We start from the raw sequence: 22,751 nt of genomic DNA, 5'->3' as shown, positions 1-22,751 counted from the left end.
AAAAAATCTATAATTTTTTAAAAAATTTTAAAAAATTATTGCAGAATTTAAAAAACGTTGTATATTTGCATCCGCAATTGAGACACACTTAATTGTTTTGGTCCGTTCGTCTAGGGGTTAGGACGCATGGTTTTCATCCATGTAACACGGGTTCGATTCCCGTACGGACTACAAATGTTTTAATAAAAAAAACAAATAGAAAGAAATTATGGCAAATCATAAGTCAGCATTAAAAAGAATTAGAAGTAACGAAACTAAAAGGTTACGTAACAAATATCAGCATAAAACTACACGTAATGCTGTAAGGGATTTACGTGCAACTGAAGACAAGAAAGAGGCAGAATCTAATTTAGGTAAGGTTATTTCTATGTTAGACAAGTTAGCTAAAAACAATATTATTCACCAGAATAAAGCAGCTAATTTAAAATCTAAATTAACAAAGCACGTAGCTGCATTGTAAGATTTTTAATTACAAAATATTTAAAAGCTCTGAATAAAAATTCAGAGCTTTTTTTTGTTGAGATAAAATGGAATCCAAGTCAAAAAAGATGTGGGTTTTAGTATTTCAATAGTAAAATATTTTCAAACATATTTGACTTTAGCCGAAATCGTTACAATTGTATGAGTATTTTGGATAAAGCTAGCTTTTATCCTATTCATCACATCCAGCTAAAGCTAGATGCAATCAACATTTTTTTTATAAGCTGAAGTTTTTCAATCTAAAAAATTTGAAAAAACCTTAACTCCTTTGTTGTTCTTCCAACTCCCAACTTAACACACTTACCACTCATAATCTTTATGAGCATCTAATCTAATAAAAATAAACAACAAAATTGTAAAACCCCAAAGAGACGAACCTCCATAACTAAAAAATGGTAATGGAATACCTACAGTTGGTAATAATCCAATAACCATTCCTATATTAACAATTACATGGAAAAAGAGGATAGAAGCCAATCCATAACCGTAAATTCTGCCAAATTTGTTATTGTGTGTTTCTGCTAAATATATAATTCGATACAACATTAGCATAAACAAAAAAACTACTGCTGTGGTTCCTAAAAAACCCCATTCTTCTCCAACAACACTAAAAATATAATCTGTGTGCTGTTCTGGCACAAAATCTCCTTGTGTTAAATCGCCTTTTAAAAAACCTTTGCCTTTTATTCCTCCAGAGCTTATTGTTAATTCCGATTGATAAGAGTTGTATCCAATGCCTCTATTATCTGTTTTCTTACCCAATAAAATATCAAACCTATCTTTTTGATGTGAGGGCAAAACATTTTTATATCCATAATCTGTTCCAGAAATAAACAATCCTAATATAAGATATACTACTAATAGTTTATACCAATTGAAACGAAAAAAGCGCTTTCCTTCTCTGTAAAATAAATAAAATGCAATAATTGTAATTAATGTAAATGATGCTATTAACATCCATTTAGCACCAAAAAAAATAGTTAATAAAAATAATACGATAAATGCAGAGCCAAGTAGTATGTAATTTAAGGTTAAACCTTCTCTATTCAGCACAAAAAAGAACGATAAATAAATAAGCGCGGAACCAGCATCTGGCTGTAAAAAAATTAAAAAGGCAGGAAAAAATACAATTATAAAGGCTTTAATTTGGTTTTTAATTAACTTGAAGTTGTATTGACGATCACTTAGCAGTTTTGCTACTGCCAATGCTGTAAATGCTTTTACAAATTCGGATGGTTGCAAACCAATTACTCCAAAATTATACCAAGAAGTTGCTCCGTTAATTTTCTTTCCAAATATAAATAAACCTACTAGTAATAACAGTGATATGATGTAGAGTATACTTGCAAATTTTTCATAAAATTTAGAATTAAAAAAAAGAACTATAATTACTAATGGAATGGTTAAACAAATAAAAATTAATTGTTTACCATATTTTGTAGCGAAACTTAATAATTCTACATCTTCTTCTGTACTGGAAGCTGCGTAGATATTTAACCAGCCAAAACCGACTAAAATTATGTAGAGGAAAATTAAAATCCAATCGATACCTGCAAAAATATTATTTCGTTCCTGACGCAATTTCTTCTATTGGTTTTTCTAATTGTTTATCATAAATATCTTGTAAACTTAAAGTCAGCATTTTTTGTTCTCTATATTTATTGGCTTTTGATATTTTTCCATTTATATATTTTTCAATTAACAAACTTGTAATTGGCGCTGCGATTGTAGAACCATATCCTCCATTTTCAACAAAAATAGCTAAAGCAATTTTAGGATTGTCTTTGGGTGCAAATGCTACTAAAATAGAATGATCTGCCAACTGTTCTTTAATTCCATTTTTTATAATAAAATTTTCGGCTGTTCCTGTTTTACCACAAATTTCTATTCCTTTTACTTGACTATACTTTCCTGTTCCTGTTTTAAAAACCTCGTGCATAGCTTCCACAACAGGAGCAAAATATTTTTTATCTATGGTTGTTATTTTTTTCTTTGTAAAATCTGGGTTATCTATAGGGGTATTATCTACTTTTTTTAATACATGTGGTGTATAGAAAAAACCTCTGTTCGCGATTGCTGCTGTAAAGTTTGCTAATTGAATTGGTGTTGTTAAAACTTCTCCTTGCCCAATTGCATTAGAAATTATTGACGATCCATTCCATCTAAAGTTCTTGCGATCATCATAATATTTTCCGTCTGGAATTAATCCTGGGCTTCCTGCTGGCAAATCGTAACCTAAATAATTACCTAAACCAAAACTCTTTACATGTTTACTCCAATTATTTAAACCTTCAGTTGGTTTATGGTCTTTTTCTACAATTCTTTTAAATGTATTCGAGAAATAACTATTACAAGATTTTGCAATGGCAGAGTGTAAATGCACGGGTCTTCCAAAAATACCACAGTGGCATTTCATAAACTCTCCTTTTCTTTTACCATATCTATAACCTCCATTACAATAAAATGAGGTTTGCTCATCAATTACTTTTTCTTGCAGACCAATTAATGCATTCATCATTTTAAAAGGGGAACCAGGAGCATACGCTCCCATTAAACCTCTATCGTATGTTGGTCTATCTGGATTTTCTGGATTCATTAAAATAGAAGAATTTTTCGAACGTTTTCTTCCCACCAACATATTAGGATCGTAAGAAGGTGCAGTTACCAAAGCTAAAATTTCTCCAGTGGAAGGCTCAATTGCAACAATACCACCTCTTTTACCTTTCATTAACTCTTGTGCATACGCTTGCAATTCTATATCTAAGGTTAATGTTAAATCTTTTCCATTTACTGGAAGTGTATCATACGCTCCATTTTTGTAAGAACCTGTAATCTTATTAAAACGGTTTCTGTGGTAATATTTCTTTCCTTTTTTTCCTCTTAGTAAATTTTCGTATTGTTTTTCTATACCGTCTTTTCCAATTAATTCTCCTTGTTGGTAATAATCGCTTTTTCTTGCCAAATTCTCGTTTACTTCTCCAATATAACCCAAAACATTGGCTGCAACTTTTACAGGATAATTTCTAATAATTCTCTTTTGAATAAAAAACCCTTTATACTTATGTAATTTTTCTTGTAAAAACGCAAAGTCTTCTTTTGCCAATTGTTTTAAAAATACCGATGGTAAATAAGGTGCATAGTTTTCTGCTCTTTCGAAACGCTTTAGAAAATCTTCTTTGGTAATTTTTATAAGTTTACAAAACTCTAAAGTATCTAAAGGTTTTACTTGATCTGGTTGAACCATAACATCATAAGAAAGCTGGTTTGCAACCAACAACTTTCCATTTCTGTCATATACATATCCACGTTCTGGATAATCGTATTGCGTTTTTACAGCTGCACTTCTAATGGGATCGTAATTATCTCCTCTTATAATTTGAAGCTGAAATAAACGTCCTATAAAAACGAAACCTACTAACGTAATTAAAAAATATAGTAAAAAACTTTTTTGCATTATTGTTTTTTAGAGAGAATATAGTTTCCTAAGAAATATAATATTAATGTAAAAATACCTGAAAAAAGTGAATTTAATAGTATATGAGATATGTTATTGAAACTAAAATTAGCAAAAGAAAACAAAATAAAGTGATGTATAAGTGTTAAAGTTACTACAAAGTTAAAAACTTTACCAAAAGATTCGGAATGTAAATTAAAGAAAGGATAATCTGCTTCATATTTTCTAAAATAAACCTTTACGAAAAACAACCTTATATACGCTATTGTTAATATTGAAAAAGCGTGAATTCCACCAGAATCTGAAAAGAAATCGACTCCTAAACCCAACATAAAACTTGCAAATAAAAACGGAAATCTATTTACTTTTAAAGGATATAAAAAAACGAAAGCGATATACAAATACGGGTTTACATAGCCCATAAACAAAATATTATTCAGCACAAAAACTTGCAAAAAGAGCAAGAATATAAATAGCAGTGCAAAGTGTAATGTTTTATTCAATGTCTTGGTTTTCTATAAATTTAATTTCTTCTTTATCTAAATTTTTAATTACGTAAACTGGCCCAATATTGCTCATGTCGTTAAATAATTTAACATCAATATTATTGTCTACTGAGTTATTTTCATCAACATTTATAACAGTTCCAATTAAAATTCCTGCTGGAAAAATAGTAGACCTTCCTCCTGTTTCTATGGTGTCTCCAACTTTTACTGGTGCTTGTCTTGGTACATCTGTTAGCTGCACAATATTATAATCTTTACCATCCCATTTTAAACTTCCAAAAAAATATTGGTTTTTTAGCTTCGCATTAATATTGCTATTTTTATTTAAAATAGATTGTACTCTTGTGTAGTTAGCTGAAGAAAAATCGGTAATTCCAATAATACCTTTACCATTTACAACTGCCATTTCTTTATCTAAACCGCTATTTTTACCTTTATTAATTGTAAGATAATTAAACGCTTTCGAATAATTATTATTAATTATTTTGGCATTTGTAAATGTGTATTTTTGATTGTATTCTACAGAATCTACCACTGTAGAATCTTTATTAAAAACAATCGAATTATTTTTTTCTAATTGATTTCTTAAAAGTGTATTTTCTTCTAAAAGTTGTTGATTTACAGATTTTAGCTGGAAATATTCCGAAATACTAGAAATCTTATTATACATACTTCCAGTAATTGCATTTGCAGAACTAACGTATTTACTTTTATGAAAATTAAGATTATTAAAAGTTAAAACAACTGCGATTAACTGCAACATTAAAAAGAATAAAAGATACTTAAACTTCTGAAAAAAGTAAATAAGTTGCTGCATAGTTACAAAGTGCTCAAAAAATTATTTCATTAATACGTTTTTGTATTTGTCTAATTCTTTTAAAGCAATTCCTGTTCCACGTACAACCGCTCTTAATGGATCTTCGGCTACGTAAACTGGCAAATCTGTTTTTCTTGACAATCTTTTATCTAGACCTCTTAACATAGAGCCACCACCAGCTAAATAAATACCTGTATTGTAAATATCTGCTGCTAGTTCTGGCGGAGTTTTAGACAATGTTTCCATTACAGCATCTTCTATTCTTAAAATAGATTTGTCTAATGCTTTTGCTATTTCTCTAAAGGAAACTTGTACTTGTTTTGGTTTACCACTTAATAAATCTCTACCTTGAACGAGCATGTCTTCTGGAGGGGTTTCTAAATCTTCTGTAGCTGCACCAATGCTTATTTTTATTTTTTCTGCAGTGGTTTCTCCAACGTGTAAGTTATGCTGTGTTCGCATATAATACATAATATCGTTGGTAAATAAATCTCCTGCCACTTTTACAGATTGGTCGCAAACAATACCTGCCAAAGCAATTACTGCGATTTCGGTTGTTCCACCACCAATATCTATAATCATGTTTCCTTTTGGTTCCATAATATCTATTCCCACCCCAATTGCAGCTGCCATTGGTTCGTAAATTAAATATATTTCTTTGGCATTCATATGTTTTGCAGAATCGCGAACCGCTCGTTTTTCTACTTCTGTAATTCCTGAAGGAATACAAATAACCATTCTTAATGCTGGAGGAAATAATTTCTTTTTAATAGAAGGAATTTGTTTTACAAACTCTTTAATCATCTCTTCAGATGCCTGAAAATCTGCAATAACACCATCTTTTAAAGGGCGGATTGTTTTAATATTTTCATGGGTTTTTCCTTGCATTAAATTGGCTTCTTTACCAATTGCAATGATTTTTCCAGTAATTCTATTTCTTGCAACAATTGAAGGGCTATCGATAACCACTTTTCCATTGTGGATTATCAACGTATTTGCGGTTCCTAAATCAATCGCAATATCTTCCGTCATAAAATCAAAAAAACCCATAAAATATCTTTGTTGTATTATTTTAACTACTGTATTTACAAATCTACTAAAATTCTGATTGTAAACAACCTATAAAATCTTAATGTTTAAAATGCCTTGTTCCTGTCATAACCATAGATAAACCGTTTTCGTTACAGTAATCTATACTTAATTGATCTTTTATAGATCCTCCTGGCTGAATTACACTTTTTACACCTGCTTTGTCTGCAATTTCTACACAATCTGGAAATGGAAAAAACGCATCACTAGCCATTACACAACCTTCTAAATCGAATTTAAAAGAAGTTGCTTTTTCAATCGCTTGGTTTAAAGCATCTACTCTACTTGTTTGCCCAGTTCCACCTGCTAATAACTGCTTGTTTTTTACTAAAATAATTGTATTCGATTTTGTGTTTTTACACAATTTCGATGCAAACAATAAATCTTCTAACTCGCTTTGGGTTGGTTTATTGTTAGTAACGTATTTTAAATCTTCTAATTTATCTGTAATATTATCTTTATCTTGAACTAAATTACCATTTAAACAAGTTCTAATGGTTGTTTTTGGCAATGCTACTTCTTTCTTGAGTAAGATAATTCTATTCTTTTTTCCTTTTAAGATTTCTAAAGCTTCATTAGAATAATTGGGTGCAATTACTACTTCACAAAATAAGGTGTTAATTTTCTCTGCAGTTGCAGCATCAATTTGTGTATTTGCAATTAAAATTCCACCAAAAGCAGAAACTGGATCTCCAGCCAAAGCATCTGAATATGCCTCGCTAATGGTTTCTCTTTGCGCAAAACCACAGGCATTATTATGCTTTAATATGGCAAATGTTGGTGCTTCTCCTTTAAATTCTTCCATTAAATTTACAGCGGCATCTACATCTAATAAGTTGTTATAACTCAATTCTTTACCATGCAATTTATCGAAAATTTCTTCTAAATTTCCAAAGAAATATCCTTTTTGGTGTGGATTTTCTCCATAACGTAAAACTTGTGCGTTTGTTTCGCTAATTTTTAAAGCAGGTTCTTCGTTATTGTTGAAGTAATTAAAAATGGCAGTATCGTAATGTGAAGAAACATTAAAAGATTTTGCTGCGTATTTTTTTCTTTGTTCGATAGAAGTTTCTCCCTTATTTTCTGATAAAATTGACAGGAAATCTTCATATTGACCCATGGAAGAAACAATAAAAGTATCTTTAAAATTCTTTGCAGCTGCCCTAATTAGAGAAATTCCTCCAATATCTATTTTTTCTACAATATCTTGTTCAGAGGCTCCAGAAGCAACTGTTTTTTCAAACGGATATAAATCTACAATAACCAAATCTATTTGCGGAATGTTGTATTCTTTCAATTCAGTAACATCGCCTTCGTGATCTTGTCGATTTAAAATTCCTCCAAAAACTTTTGGATGTAAAGTCTTAACTCTACCTCCTAAAATAGAAGGATAAGAAGTAACATCTTCTACAGGAACGACATCTATACCAAGATTTTTGATAAATTTTTCTGTACCACCAGTTGAATAAATAGTTACATTTAATTTATCTAATTCTCTTACAATTGGGGCTAAACCATCTTTGTGAAATACCGAAATTAATGCGGATTTAATTGTTTTTGAAGTGCTCATTTAGTGTTGTGTTGTTAAGCACACAAATGTAGTAAAAGCAACCTCGTAAGACAATAAAAAGATAGTAACAAAAACCAGAAGTAATTAACAACTAATGTATTTGAACTTTGGTTTTAAAACTTACGACTAAAGTATCTAATTTCTTGGTGTTTTTTTGTCTTGCTTTTTTCTAGAAGAAGAAAATGTTTTTCTAAGAAAACTCTATTGATTTTTTTTCATTCTAAGAATCTTATACCATTTCTGTTTTGAAATTACTGTAAAAAAATAATGTTTTTTTATATACAAAAAAGAAAATTAGAGCATAACCTTATGCTCTAATGTTTTTTTTTATTTTTTAGTAAAGAGCAAAAAAGCGTGTTTTATTACAATAGTTTTTATGCAGAAATGGTATTAAGTATAGGTATAAGAAAAATTACTCTGCTTTTTCTAAAAAGTCATGAAACCATTCAACGAAATTATCCATCCATGATTGTTTTTTATCAACAAAATTTAAATGATTGTTACGACCTGTAGATCTAGTAAATTGTTTTTTTCTCATTATTTTAGGGATTTAATGATGTTTTAATAAGATTCCGAATATACTAAAAAAATTACTTTTTCAAAATCATTTTTTTAGTTTCTATATAACTATCTAATTTAAATACATAAAAATAAACACCTTCATCTAAAGTTTCATTCTTAAAGATAATATTGTAATCGCCAGCTGTTTGGTAACCATCAACTAAAGTAGCTACTTCTTTACCAAGAATGTCATAAACCTTAAGAGAAACATTTCCTTCTTTTCGAATGGTGTATCCTATTTTACTACTTACTGCAAAAGGGTTTGGATAATTTTGATTTAGTTTAGCTAATTGCTCGTTATACTCATTTACAGATAACGTATTACCAAAATCAATATCGCTTGTAGAGTAGAAGGCTTCTGCACTTAATCCTATTCTATTCTGCCAAATACTGTAAATTACATGTTTTCCTGTTCTTTTAGGTAAGGTTACATTTATTACAGTGTATTTTTCTTTCCCATCTTTAGGACCTGTTTCTGCCAATAATTCTAAATCACCCCATGCTAAAGGCTTGTTTGGAGACCAACCTTCTTTTGTTATATATACTCTATAATATTCAGATTTATGACCAACCTTATTATACCAAGTAACAGTAAATGGACCAGGAGATACACTTGTAGCAACCCAATCTGATCTTACCTGATCTAAACCACCATATTTATCGGGGTCTCCACCACTTGCTAAATTTCCATCTAAAATATATCGTTGATGATCTCCATTAGCATTTCCTTGACGAACTGCACTCCAATCATAAAAAGGTTGAGTTCCATGAGAAGCAACTGCAGCCATACATGCTTTAGAGGTGGGGTTTTCTGGGTTTTCAAGAAAACGACATTGCCAAATTCTACTTGCAGGACTTGTTACTGTTCCGTGAGAAAAAATTGATTGTGGAAAAATAGATACAAAAAATAAAATAATAGAACTATAGAATAATTTATTATTTGATGATTTTCTTATCAAAGAAAGACTTGTTTTATTTGACAAAAAAGAAACTAAATAGTTATTTGTTTTTTTCATTTATAGGGGGTTTTATACTACAAATATTATAAAAATATTTTTTTTTTAAAATAAAATACTTATTTTTTTACAGATATACTCTAACAATTCTTCGTCTTTTGCTGTAAACGTATTTGCTGTATGAGAATCGATATCTATTTGCCCAATATTTTCTCCATCTACAAAAATAGGTATTACAATTTCCGACTTTACCTGCCAACCACAAGAAATATAATTGTTTTGCTCAGAGACATCTTGCACTACAAAGTTTTCGTTACTAACAGCTACTTGCCCACAAATACCTTTTCCAAAAGGAATAATCGTATGCTCTGTTTCTTCTCCTGTATATTGTGCTAATTTTAGTTCTTCTTTATCTCCATTTTTAAAATAAAAACCAACCCAATCGTAATAAGAAATCTGTTTTTCTAAAGTGTCGCAAATTTCTTGCAGTTTTAATTCTAACGATTTTTCTGAAGAAATTATTGCATCGATTTCTTGTTGTATTTTATAAATATCCATTTTGTATCTTCGTCTTTAGTAATAATCCACAAAATTAAATTAAAATCTGTTGTGAAAAAACATAAAAACGTTGTCTTTTTTCTGATTAAATTTTTTGCTACATATTTTATATTATTTGCAATTTATGCAACATACTTACAAAATTCTCAGCAAAAAGAAGTTCCTTTTCGAACAGCAACTATTACCACAACTGTAGCAGAACAAACTGTAGATGTTTTAGAATTCTTTGGGTTTTATGCAGATTATAAGCAACATAAAGAGGAGCTTTCTGTTAAATTATTAATAGACAATATTTATACTGCTAGAGTAATTGAAGGTTGTAATTCTATAAGTATTATTATTTTATTTATTGCTTTTATTGTTGCTTTTGCAGGCTCTATTAAAGCAACGATTATTTTCTCTATTTTAGGAAGTCTTTTTATTTATGTTATAAATATTTTTAGAATTGCGTTTCTAACAGTTATGATTTTTAAATACCCAAATAAACAAGAGTTTTTACACAACTTAGTTTTTCCTGCAATTATTTACGGGACTGTATTTTTATTGTGGGTGCTTTGGGTAAATAAGTTTTCAAACTATAAAAAATGAACAAATACATTAAAATAATTCTAACTTTAATATTGGTGTTTTTACTTTTTGTAATTCGCGCTTTTTCTGCTAAATTATTTTACGATCCATTAATCGAGTATTTTAAAAACGATTATTTATACACCAAAATGCCAGAAATAGATATTTGGCATTTAATGGTAGATATGTTGTTTCGATATATTTTAAATTCAATTATAACTTTAGGAATTATTTGGGTTTTGTTTGAAAGGAAAGACTATTTAAAGTTTACAGGTTTTTTCTTAATGACAGCATTTATGGTTTTAATTGTTATATTCGTTCTTTTATTAAGAAATCAATTCGAAAATGGTTATTTACTTCCTTTTTACATACGACGTTTTATAATTCATCCACTATTCTTATTATTATTGTTGCCAGCTTTTTATTTTCAAAAATTAAGCAATCGATAATTTTGTAAACTATCTAAATGTTTTATTGTAACTTTATTACAACAAATAAAACGAGTGTTTTTTAAAATAACAGCCACTACACTAATTTAACTCTTGTTAGTGTTACTTTCTATGTTTTTATTTAAAGTATAAATTCGTGTTTTCTTGTTTCTAAATACATAATTCTTATGCTTTTTCTATAATAAATATACATTTTTTAATCTTGAAATAAATTAGTTTCTCTTCCCAATCGTTAACAACTCACTCCATTGTGTAGTAAATCTTGGGCTCCTATGTTCTTTAATTAACGCCCAATCTTTTTCGCGATTACCAACAGTTGCTAATTTTACCTTATTCTTACCAAACTTACTATTTAAAGCGTCAATTACTTTTCCTAATTCTTTGCTTTCACTTTTATGTTCTTCGTAAAAAAGACTTGTTTGCACTTGGTTTTCTGGAACTAAATTAAATAAATTTACACCTACTTTTTTATAGCGATAACCAGATTTGTAGATTTTTTTGAGTCCTTTTAAAGCCTCTTTCGTTAATTTAATTGTATTATTTGTGGGTGTATCTAGAGTAATAACTATTTTATTTGAATATTGATTGTCGGAATTACTAAAATAATTCGTCTGTAAAAAAACCTCAATACAACCTGCTGCAGAACCTTGCTGACGTAACAAATCTGCAACTTCTGCTACATAAAAACTGGTTGCTTCAGAGATGATACTATAATCTGCCAACTTTTTTCCGAAAGATTTAGCAGTTCCAATTCCTTTTTTTACACTGGTTTCTGTAACCAATTCCAAACAAGGTAAATTATTTAATTCTCGCCAAAGACGTTCTCCAACAACTGTTAATTCTTTTCTTACCCAAGCCAAATTGGTATTTGCAAAATCTAAAGCTGTTTTTGCTCCAGTATTTTCAATGCGAATGGTGTGTTTTCGTCCAACTCCCCAAATGTCTTTTATTTTAGCAGAACTTAATAAAAGCTGTCTTTTTTCTTCTGAATCTACAACGTAAACTCCGTTATTCTCAGGAATTTTCTTGGCAAATTTATTCGCCATTTTAGAAAGCGACTTCGTTTTTGCAACTCCTACTCCAACAGGAATTCCTGTATTTTTATAAATTTTTTCTTTAATTTTATGGACAATTTTATCTAATTCATCCGTATGATAATACGATAAATCCACAAAACTTTCGTCGATACTATATTCTTCTACAATTGGCGAGAATTCTCGCAAAGTATCCATAACTCGTTGAGACATATCTGCATACAATGTGTAATTAGATGAAAAACAAGTTACATTATTGGCTTTTAAAATATTTTTTATTTTGAAAACTGGCTGAAACATAGGAATGTGAGCCAACGCTTTTGCTTCTTTATTTGCTGCAATTACACAACCATCGTTATTACTTAAAACAACGACTGGTTTTCCCTGTAAATCGGGTCTAAAAACTTGTTCGCAAGAAGCATAAAAACTGTTGCAATCTACTAAGGCAATCATGGTTTAAAAAAATAAAATTTACTGCCCATAATGATATCTACAAGCCAAAATGAACAACTCTTCATTTTCACATTTATAAACTAATCGATGTTCGCTTGTAATTCTTCTAGACCAATATCCTTGTAAATTATTTTTTAAAGCTTCAGGCTTTCCTATTCCTTCAAAAGGAGTTCGCATACAAACTTTAAGTAATTCGTTAATTCGTTTTGCAATTTTTTTATCGACTTTTTGCCAATAGAGATAATCATTCCAAGATTTAGTCGACCAAATTAATTGCATTATTCTATCAATTCTTTTCTTAAGCCTTTACCACTTTCTAATTCTTCGATTGAATCTAATAGAACAGCTCCGTTTTTTCCAGATAACAAATAGTTAGTTTCTTTCAATGAATTGTATTCATCTAAAGATATTAAAACTAAATCTTTCCCATTTTTTCTTTTGATAACAACGTCACTCACATCATTAATCACTTTTTCAAACCAATGCTTTAAATTGGAACGAAAATCTGTATAATTTACTATTTCCATATTGCAAATATATATAAAAGTACTTAAAAAAGTACTTTTTATTTTTAATTAAATTTTTAAAAAACTACAAAGCAGATTTTATAATATAAGTAATTACGCCCCAAAGTTGAATTTCCTCTTTAGAATTGCAGGCTATTCTATTAATTTGAAAACATCCTTCTTGCACAACAACTGCTAATTGATTGTTTTTTGGCGTAAGCGATTTGTCGATAATTAGAACATCTTTTTCGAAAATTTCGAATTCACTAAAACTATTATCTGAAACTCGAACATAAAAAGTGGACGAAGGATTCTCGATTAAAGCATCGTTTAAATCGATTCTTGGCTCTGTATAATGTGTTGCAGGACTTGAGAAACCCGTTTGATTTGGACGCGCAACTCTGTAGCTTTTTTTCGTTTTTTTAACTAATTTTACTTCTTCCTTTTTCACACTTTAAAATTACGAGAAAAAGAAATATGTAATTGTTAATTTTTGAAAACTAATTAACAAATCTAGGATGACAATTAAAAAAAGAGCGGAATTACAAACTGATAATACAAAATTAACAATCCAACAGCTATTAAGTTTAGTACAATTCCTGCTCTAACCATCTGGTTTACTTTTACATAACCACTCGCAAAAACAATGGCATTGGGTGGTGTTGCCATTGGCAACATAAATGCACAACTACTTGCCATAGTTACAGGAATTAATAAGTTTAAAATAGGAATCTTTAAACCGATTGCAATGCCTGCTACAACTGGTGCTAAAACTGCTACTAAAGCTACGTTACTCATTAATTCTGTCATAAACAACATCAATAAAATTAATAGAGAAACTGTGAGTAAAACTGGGAAATTACCAGCCGAAATTGTTTCAGTTATTAAATCTACCAAACCACTGGAAGCCATACCTTTTGCGAGTGCTAAACCTCCACCAAAAAGAAATAAAATTCCCCAAGCTAATTTCTCAGTATCTTTCCATTCTAAAATAAAGTTCCCTTTTTTGAAATTTAGTGGAATTGCAAATAAGGAAACAGCACCTATTAAACTAATAATGGTATCAGACAATTTTAATGCTGGAAAAATACTATTGATAATGGTTCTAGTAACCCAAAGTAATACTATAATCGCAAAAACAGTTAAAACTCTTTTTTCTTCTTTGGATATCTTACCTATTTTTTTTATTTCATCGTCTATAATATTTCCTGATGCTGTAAACAAAATATCTTTGCAAGGAAACATCCATTTTACTAAAACAACATAGACTGCAGTAATTATTAATAGAGAAAAAGGCAAACCAAAGCTTATCCAAGTTAAAAAAGATATTTGAATGTTATATTGATTTTCTAAAAGTCCTATTAAAACCGAATTTGGTGGTGTACCAATAACTGTGGCAATGCCACCAGCATTTGCGCCAAAAGCAATTCCTAACATAATGCTTAATGCAAAGTTTTTGTCGCCTTTTGTAAAACCATCTTCGTCTTTTATTAAAAGCCTAATTACCGATATTGCTATGGGTAACATTACAACTGTAGATGCTGTATTGCTAATCCACATGCTCATAAAAGCAGTTGCCAAAATAAAACCCAACACTACTTTATTGGGCGTTGTTCCTGTAAGTTTTACAATATTTAACGCAATTCTTTTGTGTAAGTTTACTTTCTCTAAAGCCAAAGCCAACACAAAACCACCAAAGAATAAAAAGATAATTGGACTCCCATAATTGGCACCAACATCTGCAATATTCATAATTTTTAATAATGGAAATAAAATAAGTGGCAACAAGGCTGTAATTGCAATATTTACAGTTTCTGTAATCCACCAAATTACCATCCAAACAGCCACTGCAATTACTGCATCTGCTTTTTCTGATACTAAAGTAATTGGTAGAAACTGGATAAGAAAAAATAATAATGGGCCTAAAAGCAAGCCTATTTTTTTAGTTGATTGCATTTTAGTTGATTAAGCTCTTGCAAAATAACTATTTTAAAATACTTTTTACAATTTTTAAATGATGATTTGTATGGGCTTTTAAAAAAGGAATAACTCTTACCTTATTTACATTTCCAAACAAAGGATGTTTGAAATAAGCATTTACATCTAATTTTTCGATTTCTCTGATATTTGCTTTTGCTAAAACTAACTGAGAAATAATATCTTCTTTTAAAACAATTTCTGGAGGCAAAACATGTTTTGGTGCTTTTGCTTTTCCTTTTGGAAAAAAGTTAAACTTTAACAATACTTTTCCTAAGAAACTAAAATTGTCTTTATACAAATTTGGGTTTGAATTTTGTAAAACACCAACAACAGAATTTATGACTTTTAAACTATGGTCTAAATGCCAAGCAACATTCGCTTTTGAAGCTTTTGTATTTATACGCTCGAAATATGGAATATAATTTTCTATTTGAGTTAATTGGTTTTCTAAAGTTGAAGTGTTTGTTTTCATTTAGATTTTTTGTTTTTTTAAAGGTAATTAAAAACAACGAAAACTTTTAGCATATTTATTAGATTTGAATATCCAATCAGAAAAATATCATTTAATTCAGCAAATTATAGAGTTGCAAAACACTACTGTAATCAAAAAAATTCGTGAAGTTTTATCTGGTAAAACTTCAAATAATGATTGGCATCATGAACTTTCTTCTGCTGAAAAAAAGTCTATTTCTAAAGGTTTACAAGATTTAGAAAATGGAAATATTCTTTCTCACAAAGAAGTAATAAACGCTGTTAAAAGTAAAATTGCTTCTTTAAAAACTTATTCAAAAAACATCTCGATACAAATTTGATAAAAAATCAAATTCACTCGATGTGACTGTATGCTTATTAAAATGCTAAAAGCTGCGTTAAGGATAGGAACGACATCTTTTATTCTTCTATTTTAAAATACTCTATTTAGAAATAGAATACTATCTAATTACCCAATTTTCTAAACTTATATCAGAAATACGCTCAAATTCCTTTACGTTTTCTGTAATCATAATTAGGTCATTTCCAATTGCTGTTGCACCAATTAAAAGATCGAAATCACTTATCATTGTTCCTTTTTTTCTTAAACGTACTTTTTCTTTTGCGTAAATTTTAATTGAGTTGAAAATTGGAAGTATTTTTACTTGCTCTGAAAAAGCATCAATAATTTTGTAGTTTTTCTTTGGATTTGGGCTATTTTCTGCTCCGAAAGTTAATTCAGCTAACGTAATTTCTGAAATTGCACAATCGTCTAAATTTATTTCTTTAAATTTTTCTATTAGATTGAATTTTCCGCGAAAAAGGTGAATACAAATATTAGTATCTAATAAATATTTCATTATAAACTTGCTGTATTTTGCTTTTCGATTCTTGAAGATTTAATCTCACCAATTATTTCATCTGAAGTTCTTTCATCTTCCCAAGCCCCAAAAATTGATTTGACATCAAACTCTTTTTTTGATTTGATTTCTATAGATTTTGTAAGCTTGATAATTAAATTCTTTTTGGCATTATTATCTAAGTTTTTTAAATAACCAAAATACTTTTCTAAAATTTTATTTGATATTGTTAAACTTGCCATTTTTAATTTTTTATGCAATATACTTAATTTTTGTATTATTTGTAAGTTAGCTATATTCTAAAAACTGGAAATTCTTATGTAGAGTTTAAAAAACATCTCGATACAAATTTGATGAAAAATCAAATTCACTCGATGTGACTGTATGCTTATTAAAATGCTAAAAGCTGCGTTAAGGATAGAAACGACATCTTTTTTTATTTTTCGTAAAAAAGATATAGCCTTTCGACTTCGCTCAAGATAAATTCCAGCCTGTTAAAACGCCCAAATAAAAAAACTCCTTCAAAGAAACTGAAATAAATTCAGCTCCAGTGAAAGAGTTTTCGTGTTTTATGAGATTTCTCCAGAAGGTCGAAATAGTATTTAGTTTTTAAATTCAAGCTACTACTAATCGCTAACAACCAAAAAACTAATAAACTATTTAGTACCTATAATGCTCTGGTTTATAAGGCCCTTCTACAGTTACACCAATATAATTGGCTTGTTCTTTACTTAATTCTGTTAACTCTACTCCTATTTTTGCTAAGTGTAATTTGGCTACTTTTTCATCTAAATGTTTTGGTAACATATATACTTTATTCTCGTAAGCAGCTGCATTGTTCCACAATTCTATTTGTGCCAAAGTTTGGTTTGTAAATGAGTTAGACATAACAAAACTTGGGTGACCAGTTGCACATCCTAAATTTACCAAACGTCCTTCTGCCAACAAAATAATGTCTTTTCCATTGATGTTATATTTGTCTACCTGTGGTTTAATTTCAACTTTTTTGCTGTTTGCGTTTAAATAAGGAACATCAATTTCGTTATCGAAATGACCAATATTACAAACAATAACCTTGTCTTTCATTGCTTCGAAATGTTCTCCACGAACAATTCCTTTATTTCCAGTTGTTGTAATAATAATATCGGAAGTTGCAACAACCGTTTCTAATTTCTTTACTTCGAAACCATCCATTGCTGCTTGCAATGCACAAATTGGGTCGATTTCTGTAACTGTAACTATTGAACCTGCTCCTTTAAAAGAAGCTGCTGTTCCTTTACCAACATCTCCATAACCACAAACAGTTACACGTTTTCCTGCTAACATAATATCTGTTGCTCTACGAATTGCATCTACTGCACTTTCTTTACAACCATATTTATTATCGAATTTCGATTTTGTAACAGAATCGTTAATATTTATTGCTGGCATTGGCAATGTTCCGTTTTTTACACGCTCATATAATCTGTGAACTCCTGTTGTAGTTTCTTCAGATAATCCATTAATTTCTGCAGCCAATTCTGGATAACGATCTAAAACCATATTGGTTAAATCTCCACCATCATCTAAAATCATATTTAACGGTTTTTTGTCTTCACCAAAAAACAACGTTTGCTCAATACACCAATCGAATTCTTCTTCATTCATTCCTTTCCACGCATAAACAGGCGTTCCTGTTGCAGCAATTGCAGCAGCAGCTTGGTCTTGAGTAGAAAAAATATTGCAAGAACTCCAAGTAACTTCTGCACCTAAAGCTTGTAAAGTTTCTATTAAAACCGCAGTTTGAATGGTCATATGCAAACAACCAGCAATTCTTGCTCCTTTTAAAGGTTGGCTATCTCCATACTCTTCTCTTAAACTCATTAATCCTGGCATTTCTGCTTCTGCCAATTCAATTTCTTTTCTTCCCCAATCTGCCAAAGAAATATCTTTAACTTTAAATGGAACGTATGCTGTATTTGTGCTCATTTTATGTATATTTATGTTCTAAAATTTTCAAGGCACAAAGTTACGACATAGAAATTAAAAATTATGGCTCTTTACAAAATAGTATCGGTTAACAAAACAACTAAAGTACTGATTTGGAAGATTGAAGAATCTATTCCTACTTTAAAGGACGGAATATCTCTTTCTGAAAGTAGTGCTACACGTTTGAATTCAATGAAATCGGAACTGCATCAAAAAGGTTTTTTAAGTATTAGACATTTATTAAAAGAGGTTGGTTATACAGATTTTGATTTGATTTATGATGCATTTGGTAAACCGCATTTAAAAGATGGAAAATTTATTTCCATCACACATTCCTTTACATTTACTGCAATAATTATTTCTGATGATTTACATGTTGGAATTGATATTGAAAAACAACGTGATAAAATTTTAAAAATTGCGCATAAATTCACGCCAATTGAAGAATACAATACCATTGCAAATGTTAATGCTAAAATTAGCAAACTAACCATTGTTTGGGGCGCAAAAGAGAGTTTGTATAAAATTTACGGAAAGAAAAAACTCTTATTCTTACACCATATTTATATTGAAGATTTTAAGTTTGATGATAAAAAAACCACTGGAGAAATTAAATACAATGGAGAACAATTTTCTTACAATATCGGGTTTTTAGAGTTTGAAGGGTTTACTTGTGTATATGCATGCTAAAGAGTTTAAAGTTTGTTGGTTTAAAATTTAAAGTTGAGCTTTTTTGATGGGGTTGTTTTGATGCTACTAATTTTTCGAATTATTACAAATTAAATTGTGTGAAAATGATTTCACAAATTAGAAAGTCTTTAGATTTTTTTTTTAATATGAAGTTGCTTTTGTTTTATGGGATTGTTACTTTTTAAACAACTTACAAATTAATCACCATAAAACATATGAATCCAAATAGATCTAGAAATTCTAAAATTAATAGTACTTAATAAAACTGGAGTTACAATTGTTATAATTATAACTTTCAGGTAAGAAAAATCTAATAAAAATTTAAATAAAACTACGCAAGCTACAACTTCTGCTACGATAAGTGCATAACTAACAAACATAGCTCCGAAAAAGAAACCAGGTTCTTTTTCAAATTTAAAATTGCATTCTGCACAGTTAGCATCCATTTTAGGCAATTGGAATAATAGGCGGTTTTTTTTACTGCTAAATATCTTCCCTTTTTTACAATTAGGACATTTACATTTTAACATATTAAGAATTTTATTCATTTTATAAGTTTAAAATTATGCAAAATTAAGCTTATATAGCTATATTTATCATATAAAATAATCTCCTTTATTTGTACTTTTAAGACATTTTTTATGAAAATACCCATTTTAAAAATTAATCAATTTCAAGAATCCGAATCGTTAAATAATTTTTATATAAACTCTTTCTCAAATCATATTAATTTAAACAAGAAATTGCTTGAAAAACCACACAGTCATAATTTTTATTTATGCGTACTATTTACAGAAGGTTCTGGTGTTCATGAAATTGATTTTAATTCTTATCAAGTAAATTCGGGCAAAGTTTTCTTTCTAAAACCAGGACAAACACATTCTTGGAAATTCAGTAAAGAACCAGAAGGTTTTATCTTTTTTCATTCCCAAGAACTTTATGAACTAAAATTTTTAGATCATACACTTAGCTCATTTCCTTTTTTTTATTCCAATCAAAATCCGCCTTTATTAGAATTACCTCAAAAAGAAATACCTGCTTTAAATCTTAAATTTAAAGAAATTTACAACGAATACAAACAACAAAAACTACTAAAAGAATTAAAAATAATAAACCTTATAAATAGTATTTATATAGATTTAACGAGAACATACACTGCTAATGTAAATTTTAAAAAACTTACTTCGCCAAGTTATTTGGTAATATTAGAAAAGCTAGAAAATTTAATAAACGAAAATTTTTACACTAAAAAATTACCTAAATTTTATGCGAATCAATTAAATATATCAACAAAACACTTGAATAGAGTTGTAAAAAAAACGATCAATAAAACTACTAATCAGTTAATATCTGAAAGAATTATATTAGAAGCTAAAAGATTAATTATACATTCCGAAAATAATTTAGCAAATATATCTAATACGCTTAATTTTTCGGATTATGCCTATTTTTCGAAATTCTTTAAATTAAAAACGGGCTACACACCTTTAAATTTTAGAAAGAAATATTATGAAATTGATACATTGTAAACAAAGTAATTTTCTTTATTACAAATATGCCAGTAATAACTTATTTTCGCAATCGTGAATATCTACCAAAACATTTTACAAGCAAAACAAAAAGGCAAAAAGTTATTGGCTGTTCTTATAGATCCTGAAAAAATCGAACTCCAAAATATTTCTTCTTTTTTTGAAAAAGTACACCAATCTATGGCAACGCATATTTTTGTGGGTGGTAGTACAGATGTAAATAATGAAACTGAAGCTGTTGTTTCAACAATTAAAAAAGTAACGCAATTGCCTGTAATTTTATTTCCTGGCGATGTTTCTCAAATCTCAAATAAAGCAGATGGAATTCTGTTTTTAAGCTTACTTTCTGGTAGAAATCCTGAATATTTAATTGAACAACAAATAAAAGCAGTTCCTGTTTTACAAAAAACAGAACTAGAAATTATACCAACTGGTTACATTTTAATTGATGGAAAAAAAGAAACTGCCACGCAAAAAGTAAGCAACACAAAACCAATTTCACAAGAAAATAAAACACTTATTTTAAATACAGCTTTGGCAGGAGAATTTTCTGGCAAAAAACTTATTTATTTAGAAGCTGGCTCAGGAGCAACTGTGCCAGTTGAGACAAGTATTATTACTCTTGTAGAGAATAATCTTTCTATTCCTTTGATTGTTGGTGGTGGAATTCGTTCTAAAAAACAGTTAGATGCAGCTTTTAATTCGGGCGCAGATTTGGTAGTTATTGGAACTGCTTTTGAGAAAGATGAAAGTTTTTTTAGTGATTTAAGAAAGTAGATTCTATCTATAATTCTTACCTTTCGACTTCGATTAAGATAAACTCGGGCAAGAATCTCTAATAGCTTAACTAAAAGATTCTAGATACAATTTTTTTCTCATTTCAATCGAAAAAATCACTCGAACTGACAGAATGTATTAAATTTACACCTTCAAAATAAAACCCAATGTCAGAAATTTTTGATTTCTTTTTCTCTCAATATAAACAATACGCAACCATCGATATTGTGCTCGAAATTATTGCTGTAATTTTTGGATTTTTATCAGTTTGGTTTTCTAAACAAAACAAAATTTGGGTATTTCCAACTGGAATGATTAGCACTATAATTTTTGTGTATTTGTTATTAAAATGGGGGCTTTTAGGTGACATGATGATAAACGGTTACTATTTTATAATGAGCGTTTATGGTTGGTATATTTGGACGCGTAAAGTCGACGAAACGCACGTAACTCCTATTTCTTGGACAACTTCTAAAGAGAAAAAAACATCCTTTTTAATATTTTTAGCAACATTAGCTTTCGTTTATATCGTATATAATTATTTCGATAAATGGACTTCTTGGGTGGCTTATATAGATACCATTACCACAGGAATTTTCTTTGTAGGAATGTGGTTAATGGCAAAACGAAAAGTAGAAAATTGGCTTTTTTGGATTGTTGGAAATCTAATTTCTGTACCTTTATATTTGTATAAAGGATTTACATTTACAAGTTTTCAATATTTTGGATTTACTTTTATCGCCATTTTTGGTTATTTAGCATGGAAAAAGAGCTTACACAAAACCCAATTAACATCGTAAAAGTTGTTTTATTTGGTCCAGAATCTACTGGAAAAACAACGCTTTCTCGACATTTAGCAAGACATTACAATACTGTTTGGGCACCTGAATTTGCACGTGAATATTTGCAAAACAAATGGAACAACGAACGTAAAACCTGCGAAAAAGACGATTTATTACCTATTGCAATCGGACAAATGAAATTAGAAAATTCGCTGGCTAAAAAAGCAGATAAAATTCTTATTTGCGATACAGATTTATTAGAAACAAAAGTATATTCTCAAGAATTTTATGGTGGTTTTGTAGACGATAAATTAGACGAAGCCGCAAATAAAAACGAATATGATTTGTATTTACTAACGTATATAGATACGCCTTGGGAAGAAGACGATTTACGTGACAGACCAGAACAACGTTTGGAAATGTTTAAAGCTTTTAAAAATGCCCTAAAACTTCATAATAAAAACTATATTCTATTAAAAGGTGATAAAGAAACACGTTTAAAAAATGCCACAAAAACCATTGATAAAATCCTGAAAGAAAAGAAAGATTTACATTCGTTTTCTGATACTTTACAAGATTTAGATATGCATTTTTTACATCAAAATTCGGAGGATTTTAGTACAAATTTTGATTATTAAGTAAGAAAGAATTAAGACCGCTTTCGCTTTTAGAATTGAATATTAAGAGTTGATTG

At 29.3% G+C, this 22,751-nt stretch carries 28 protein-coding genes and 1 tRNA gene; 10 read left to right on the top strand and 19 right to left on the bottom strand.

All coding sequences use genetic code 11. From position 1 onward, the window contains the following. Window positions 1-99 precede the first annotated feature (99 nt). Window positions 100-171: transfer RNA gene (locus J3359_RS12960), tRNA-Glu, on the top strand. A 37-nt stretch (window positions 172-208) separates the two neighbouring features. Beyond that, the gene (rpsT, locus tag J3359_RS12955) at window positions 209-460 is read left to right on the top strand and encodes a 30S ribosomal protein S20 (protein ID WP_208077277.1); all 252 of its coding nucleotides are present in this window, start codon (window positions 209-211) and stop codon (window positions 458-460) included. Between the two features lie 320 nt (window positions 461-780). On the opposite strand, the gene rodA is transcribed toward rpsT, so the two are convergent. From rodA to J3359_RS12915, 9 genes are all read right to left on the bottom strand, one after another. Next, a complete protein-coding gene (rodA, locus tag J3359_RS12950) occupies window positions 781-2,061 on the bottom strand; it encodes a rod shape-determining protein RodA (protein ID WP_208077276.1) in 1,281 nt (426 codons plus the stop codon). Then, window positions 2,042-3,934: a penicillin-binding protein 2 gene (mrdA, locus tag J3359_RS12945; RefSeq protein WP_208077275.1), complete on the bottom strand. Its 1,893-nt coding sequence runs from the start codon at window positions 3,932-3,934 to the stop codon at window positions 2,042-2,044. Before mrdA ends, rodA begins: the two co-directional genes overlap by 20 nt. Then, a complete protein-coding gene (locus J3359_RS12940) occupies window positions 3,934-4,356 on the bottom strand; it encodes a hypothetical protein (RefSeq protein WP_243765912.1) in 423 nt (140 codons plus the stop codon). The genes mrdA and J3359_RS12940 overlap by 1 nt, the downstream gene beginning before the upstream one ends. A 73-nt stretch (window positions 4,357-4,429) precedes the next feature. Beyond that, window positions 4,430-5,257, bottom strand: a complete 828-nt coding sequence (gene mreC, locus J3359_RS12935; RefSeq protein WP_208077273.1) for a rod shape-determining protein MreC — start codon at window positions 5,255-5,257, stop codon at window positions 4,430-4,432. Between the two features lie 21 nt (window positions 5,258-5,278). Continuing rightward, window positions 5,279-6,307: a rod shape-determining protein gene (locus J3359_RS12930; protein ID WP_208077272.1), complete on the bottom strand. Its 1,029-nt coding sequence runs from the start codon at window positions 6,305-6,307 to the stop codon at window positions 5,279-5,281. Window positions 6,308-6,386: 79 nt separating this feature from the next. Then, window positions 6,387-7,916, bottom strand: a complete 1,530-nt coding sequence (purH, locus tag J3359_RS12925; RefSeq protein ID WP_208077271.1) for a bifunctional phosphoribosylaminoimidazolecarboxamide formyltransferase/IMP cyclohydrolase — start codon at window positions 7,914-7,916, stop codon at window positions 6,387-6,389. Between the two features lie 412 nt (window positions 7,917-8,328). After that, the gene (locus J3359_RS18455) at window positions 8,329-8,454 is read right to left on the bottom strand and encodes a hypothetical protein (protein WP_302850185.1); all 126 of its coding nucleotides are present in this window, start codon (window positions 8,452-8,454) and stop codon (window positions 8,329-8,331) included. A gap of 52 nt (window positions 8,455-8,506) precedes the next feature. Continuing rightward, window positions 8,507-9,493, bottom strand: a complete 987-nt coding sequence (locus J3359_RS12920; protein ID WP_208077270.1) for a lytic polysaccharide monooxygenase — start codon at window positions 9,491-9,493, stop codon at window positions 8,507-8,509. A gap of 45 nt (window positions 9,494-9,538) precedes the next feature. Further along, complete coding sequence (locus tag J3359_RS12915; protein ID WP_208077269.1) at window positions 9,539-9,991, bottom strand: GAF domain-containing protein; 453 nt, start codon at window positions 9,989-9,991, stop codon at window positions 9,539-9,541. A 51-nt stretch (window positions 9,992-10,042) separates the two neighbouring features. Between J3359_RS12915 and xrtF the strand changes: the two genes are divergently transcribed. Next, window positions 10,043-10,579, top strand: coding sequence for an exosortase family protein XrtF (gene xrtF, locus J3359_RS12910; RefSeq protein ID WP_208077268.1), 537 nt, complete (start codon window positions 10,043-10,045; stop codon window positions 10,577-10,579). Further along, window positions 10,576-11,007, top strand: coding sequence for an exosortase F system-associated membrane protein (locus tag J3359_RS12905; RefSeq protein ID WP_208077267.1), 432 nt, complete (start codon window positions 10,576-10,578; stop codon window positions 11,005-11,007). Before xrtF ends, J3359_RS12905 begins: the two co-directional genes overlap by 4 nt. A gap of 212 nt (window positions 11,008-11,219) precedes the next feature. Here the strand turns inward: J3359_RS12905 and J3359_RS12900 are convergent, their stop codons facing one another. The 6 genes from J3359_RS12900 to J3359_RS12875 form a co-directional block, all read right to left on the bottom strand. Beyond that, a complete protein-coding gene (locus J3359_RS12900) occupies window positions 11,220-12,494 on the bottom strand; it encodes a Y-family DNA polymerase (RefSeq protein WP_208077266.1) in 1,275 nt (424 codons plus the stop codon). Between the two features lie 18 nt (window positions 12,495-12,512). Further along, entirely contained in the window at window positions 12,513-12,773 is a 261-nt protein-coding gene (locus tag J3359_RS12895; protein WP_208077265.1) for a Txe/YoeB family addiction module toxin, read from the bottom strand. After that, a complete protein-coding gene (locus J3359_RS12890; protein ID WP_208077264.1) occupies window positions 12,773-13,021 on the bottom strand; it encodes a type II toxin-antitoxin system Phd/YefM family antitoxin in 249 nt (82 codons plus the stop codon). Before J3359_RS12890 ends, J3359_RS12895 begins: the two co-directional genes overlap by 1 nt. A gap of 64 nt (window positions 13,022-13,085) precedes the next feature. Next, window positions 13,086-13,451, bottom strand: coding sequence for a S24 family peptidase (locus J3359_RS12885; protein WP_208077263.1), 366 nt, complete (start codon window positions 13,449-13,451; stop codon window positions 13,086-13,088). A 74-nt stretch (window positions 13,452-13,525) separates the two neighbouring features. Further along, a complete protein-coding gene (locus J3359_RS12880) occupies window positions 13,526-14,956 on the bottom strand; it encodes an SLC13 family permease (protein ID WP_208077262.1) in 1,431 nt (476 codons plus the stop codon). Between the two features lie 28 nt (window positions 14,957-14,984). Next, window positions 14,985-15,452, bottom strand: a complete 468-nt coding sequence (locus J3359_RS12875; RefSeq protein WP_208077261.1) for a DUF1569 domain-containing protein — start codon at window positions 15,450-15,452, stop codon at window positions 14,985-14,987. A 64-nt stretch (window positions 15,453-15,516) separates the two neighbouring features. On the opposite strand from J3359_RS12875, the gene J3359_RS12870 reads away from it, so the two are divergent. Then, a complete protein-coding gene (locus J3359_RS12870) occupies window positions 15,517-15,792 on the top strand; it encodes a hypothetical protein (RefSeq protein WP_208077260.1) in 276 nt (91 codons plus the stop codon). Between the two features lie 120 nt (window positions 15,793-15,912). Here J3359_RS12870 and J3359_RS12865 read toward each other — a convergent pair whose 3' ends face one another. From J3359_RS12865 to ahcY, 3 genes are all read right to left on the bottom strand, one after another. After that, complete coding sequence (locus J3359_RS12865; RefSeq protein ID WP_208077259.1) at window positions 15,913-16,311, bottom strand: type II toxin-antitoxin system VapC family toxin; 399 nt, start codon at window positions 16,309-16,311, stop codon at window positions 15,913-15,915. Beyond that, the gene (locus tag J3359_RS12860; protein ID WP_208077258.1) at window positions 16,311-16,553 is read right to left on the bottom strand and encodes a hypothetical protein; all 243 of its coding nucleotides are present in this window, start codon (window positions 16,551-16,553) and stop codon (window positions 16,311-16,313) included. The genes J3359_RS12865 and J3359_RS12860 overlap by 1 nt, the downstream gene beginning before the upstream one ends. A 418-nt stretch (window positions 16,554-16,971) precedes the next feature. Next, the gene (ahcY, locus tag J3359_RS12855) at window positions 16,972-18,279 is read right to left on the bottom strand and encodes an adenosylhomocysteinase (protein WP_208077257.1); all 1,308 of its coding nucleotides are present in this window, start codon (window positions 18,277-18,279) and stop codon (window positions 16,972-16,974) included. Window positions 18,280-18,342: 63 nt separating this feature from the next. On the opposite strand from ahcY, the gene J3359_RS12850 reads away from it, so the two are divergent. Next, the gene (locus tag J3359_RS12850; protein ID WP_208077256.1) at window positions 18,343-18,969 is read left to right on the top strand and encodes a 4'-phosphopantetheinyl transferase family protein; all 627 of its coding nucleotides are present in this window, start codon (window positions 18,343-18,345) and stop codon (window positions 18,967-18,969) included. Between the two features lie 197 nt (window positions 18,970-19,166). Here J3359_RS12850 and J3359_RS12845 read toward each other — a convergent pair whose 3' ends face one another. Beyond that, a complete protein-coding gene (locus J3359_RS12845; protein ID WP_208077255.1) occupies window positions 19,167-19,517 on the bottom strand; it encodes a DUF983 domain-containing protein in 351 nt (116 codons plus the stop codon). A gap of 93 nt (window positions 19,518-19,610) precedes the next feature. On the opposite strand from J3359_RS12845, the gene J3359_RS12840 reads away from it, so the two are divergent. From J3359_RS12840 to J3359_RS12825, 4 genes are all read left to right on the top strand, one after another. Further along, window positions 19,611-20,498, top strand: coding sequence for an AraC family transcriptional regulator (locus J3359_RS12840; protein WP_208077254.1), 888 nt, complete (start codon window positions 19,611-19,613; stop codon window positions 20,496-20,498). A 51-nt stretch (window positions 20,499-20,549) separates the two neighbouring features. Further along, window positions 20,550-21,275, top strand: coding sequence for a phosphoglycerol geranylgeranyltransferase (locus J3359_RS12835; protein WP_208080480.1), 726 nt, complete (start codon window positions 20,550-20,552; stop codon window positions 21,273-21,275). 167 nt (window positions 21,276-21,442) lie between these two features. Beyond that, window positions 21,443-22,075 carry a nicotinamide riboside transporter PnuC gene (gene pnuC, locus J3359_RS12830; protein ID WP_208077253.1) on the top strand — a complete coding sequence of 211 codons (633 nt, stop codon included), beginning with the start codon at window positions 21,443-21,445 and terminating at the stop codon, window positions 22,073-22,075. Further along, on the top strand, window positions 22,036-22,695 hold the full coding sequence (locus J3359_RS12825) for an AAA family ATPase (RefSeq protein ID WP_208077252.1): 660 nt from the start codon (window positions 22,036-22,038) through the stop codon (window positions 22,693-22,695). The genes pnuC and J3359_RS12825 overlap by 40 nt, the downstream gene beginning before the upstream one ends. Window positions 22,696-22,751: the final 56 nt, after the last annotated feature.

Source organism: Polaribacter cellanae, assembly GCF_017569185.1.
Classification (GTDB): domain Bacteria; phylum Bacteroidota; class Bacteroidia; order Flavobacteriales; family Flavobacteriaceae; genus Polaribacter; species Polaribacter cellanae.
Note: the sequence above shows the minus strand (reverse complement) of the source record. Positions and strands in the feature narration are given on the sequence as shown.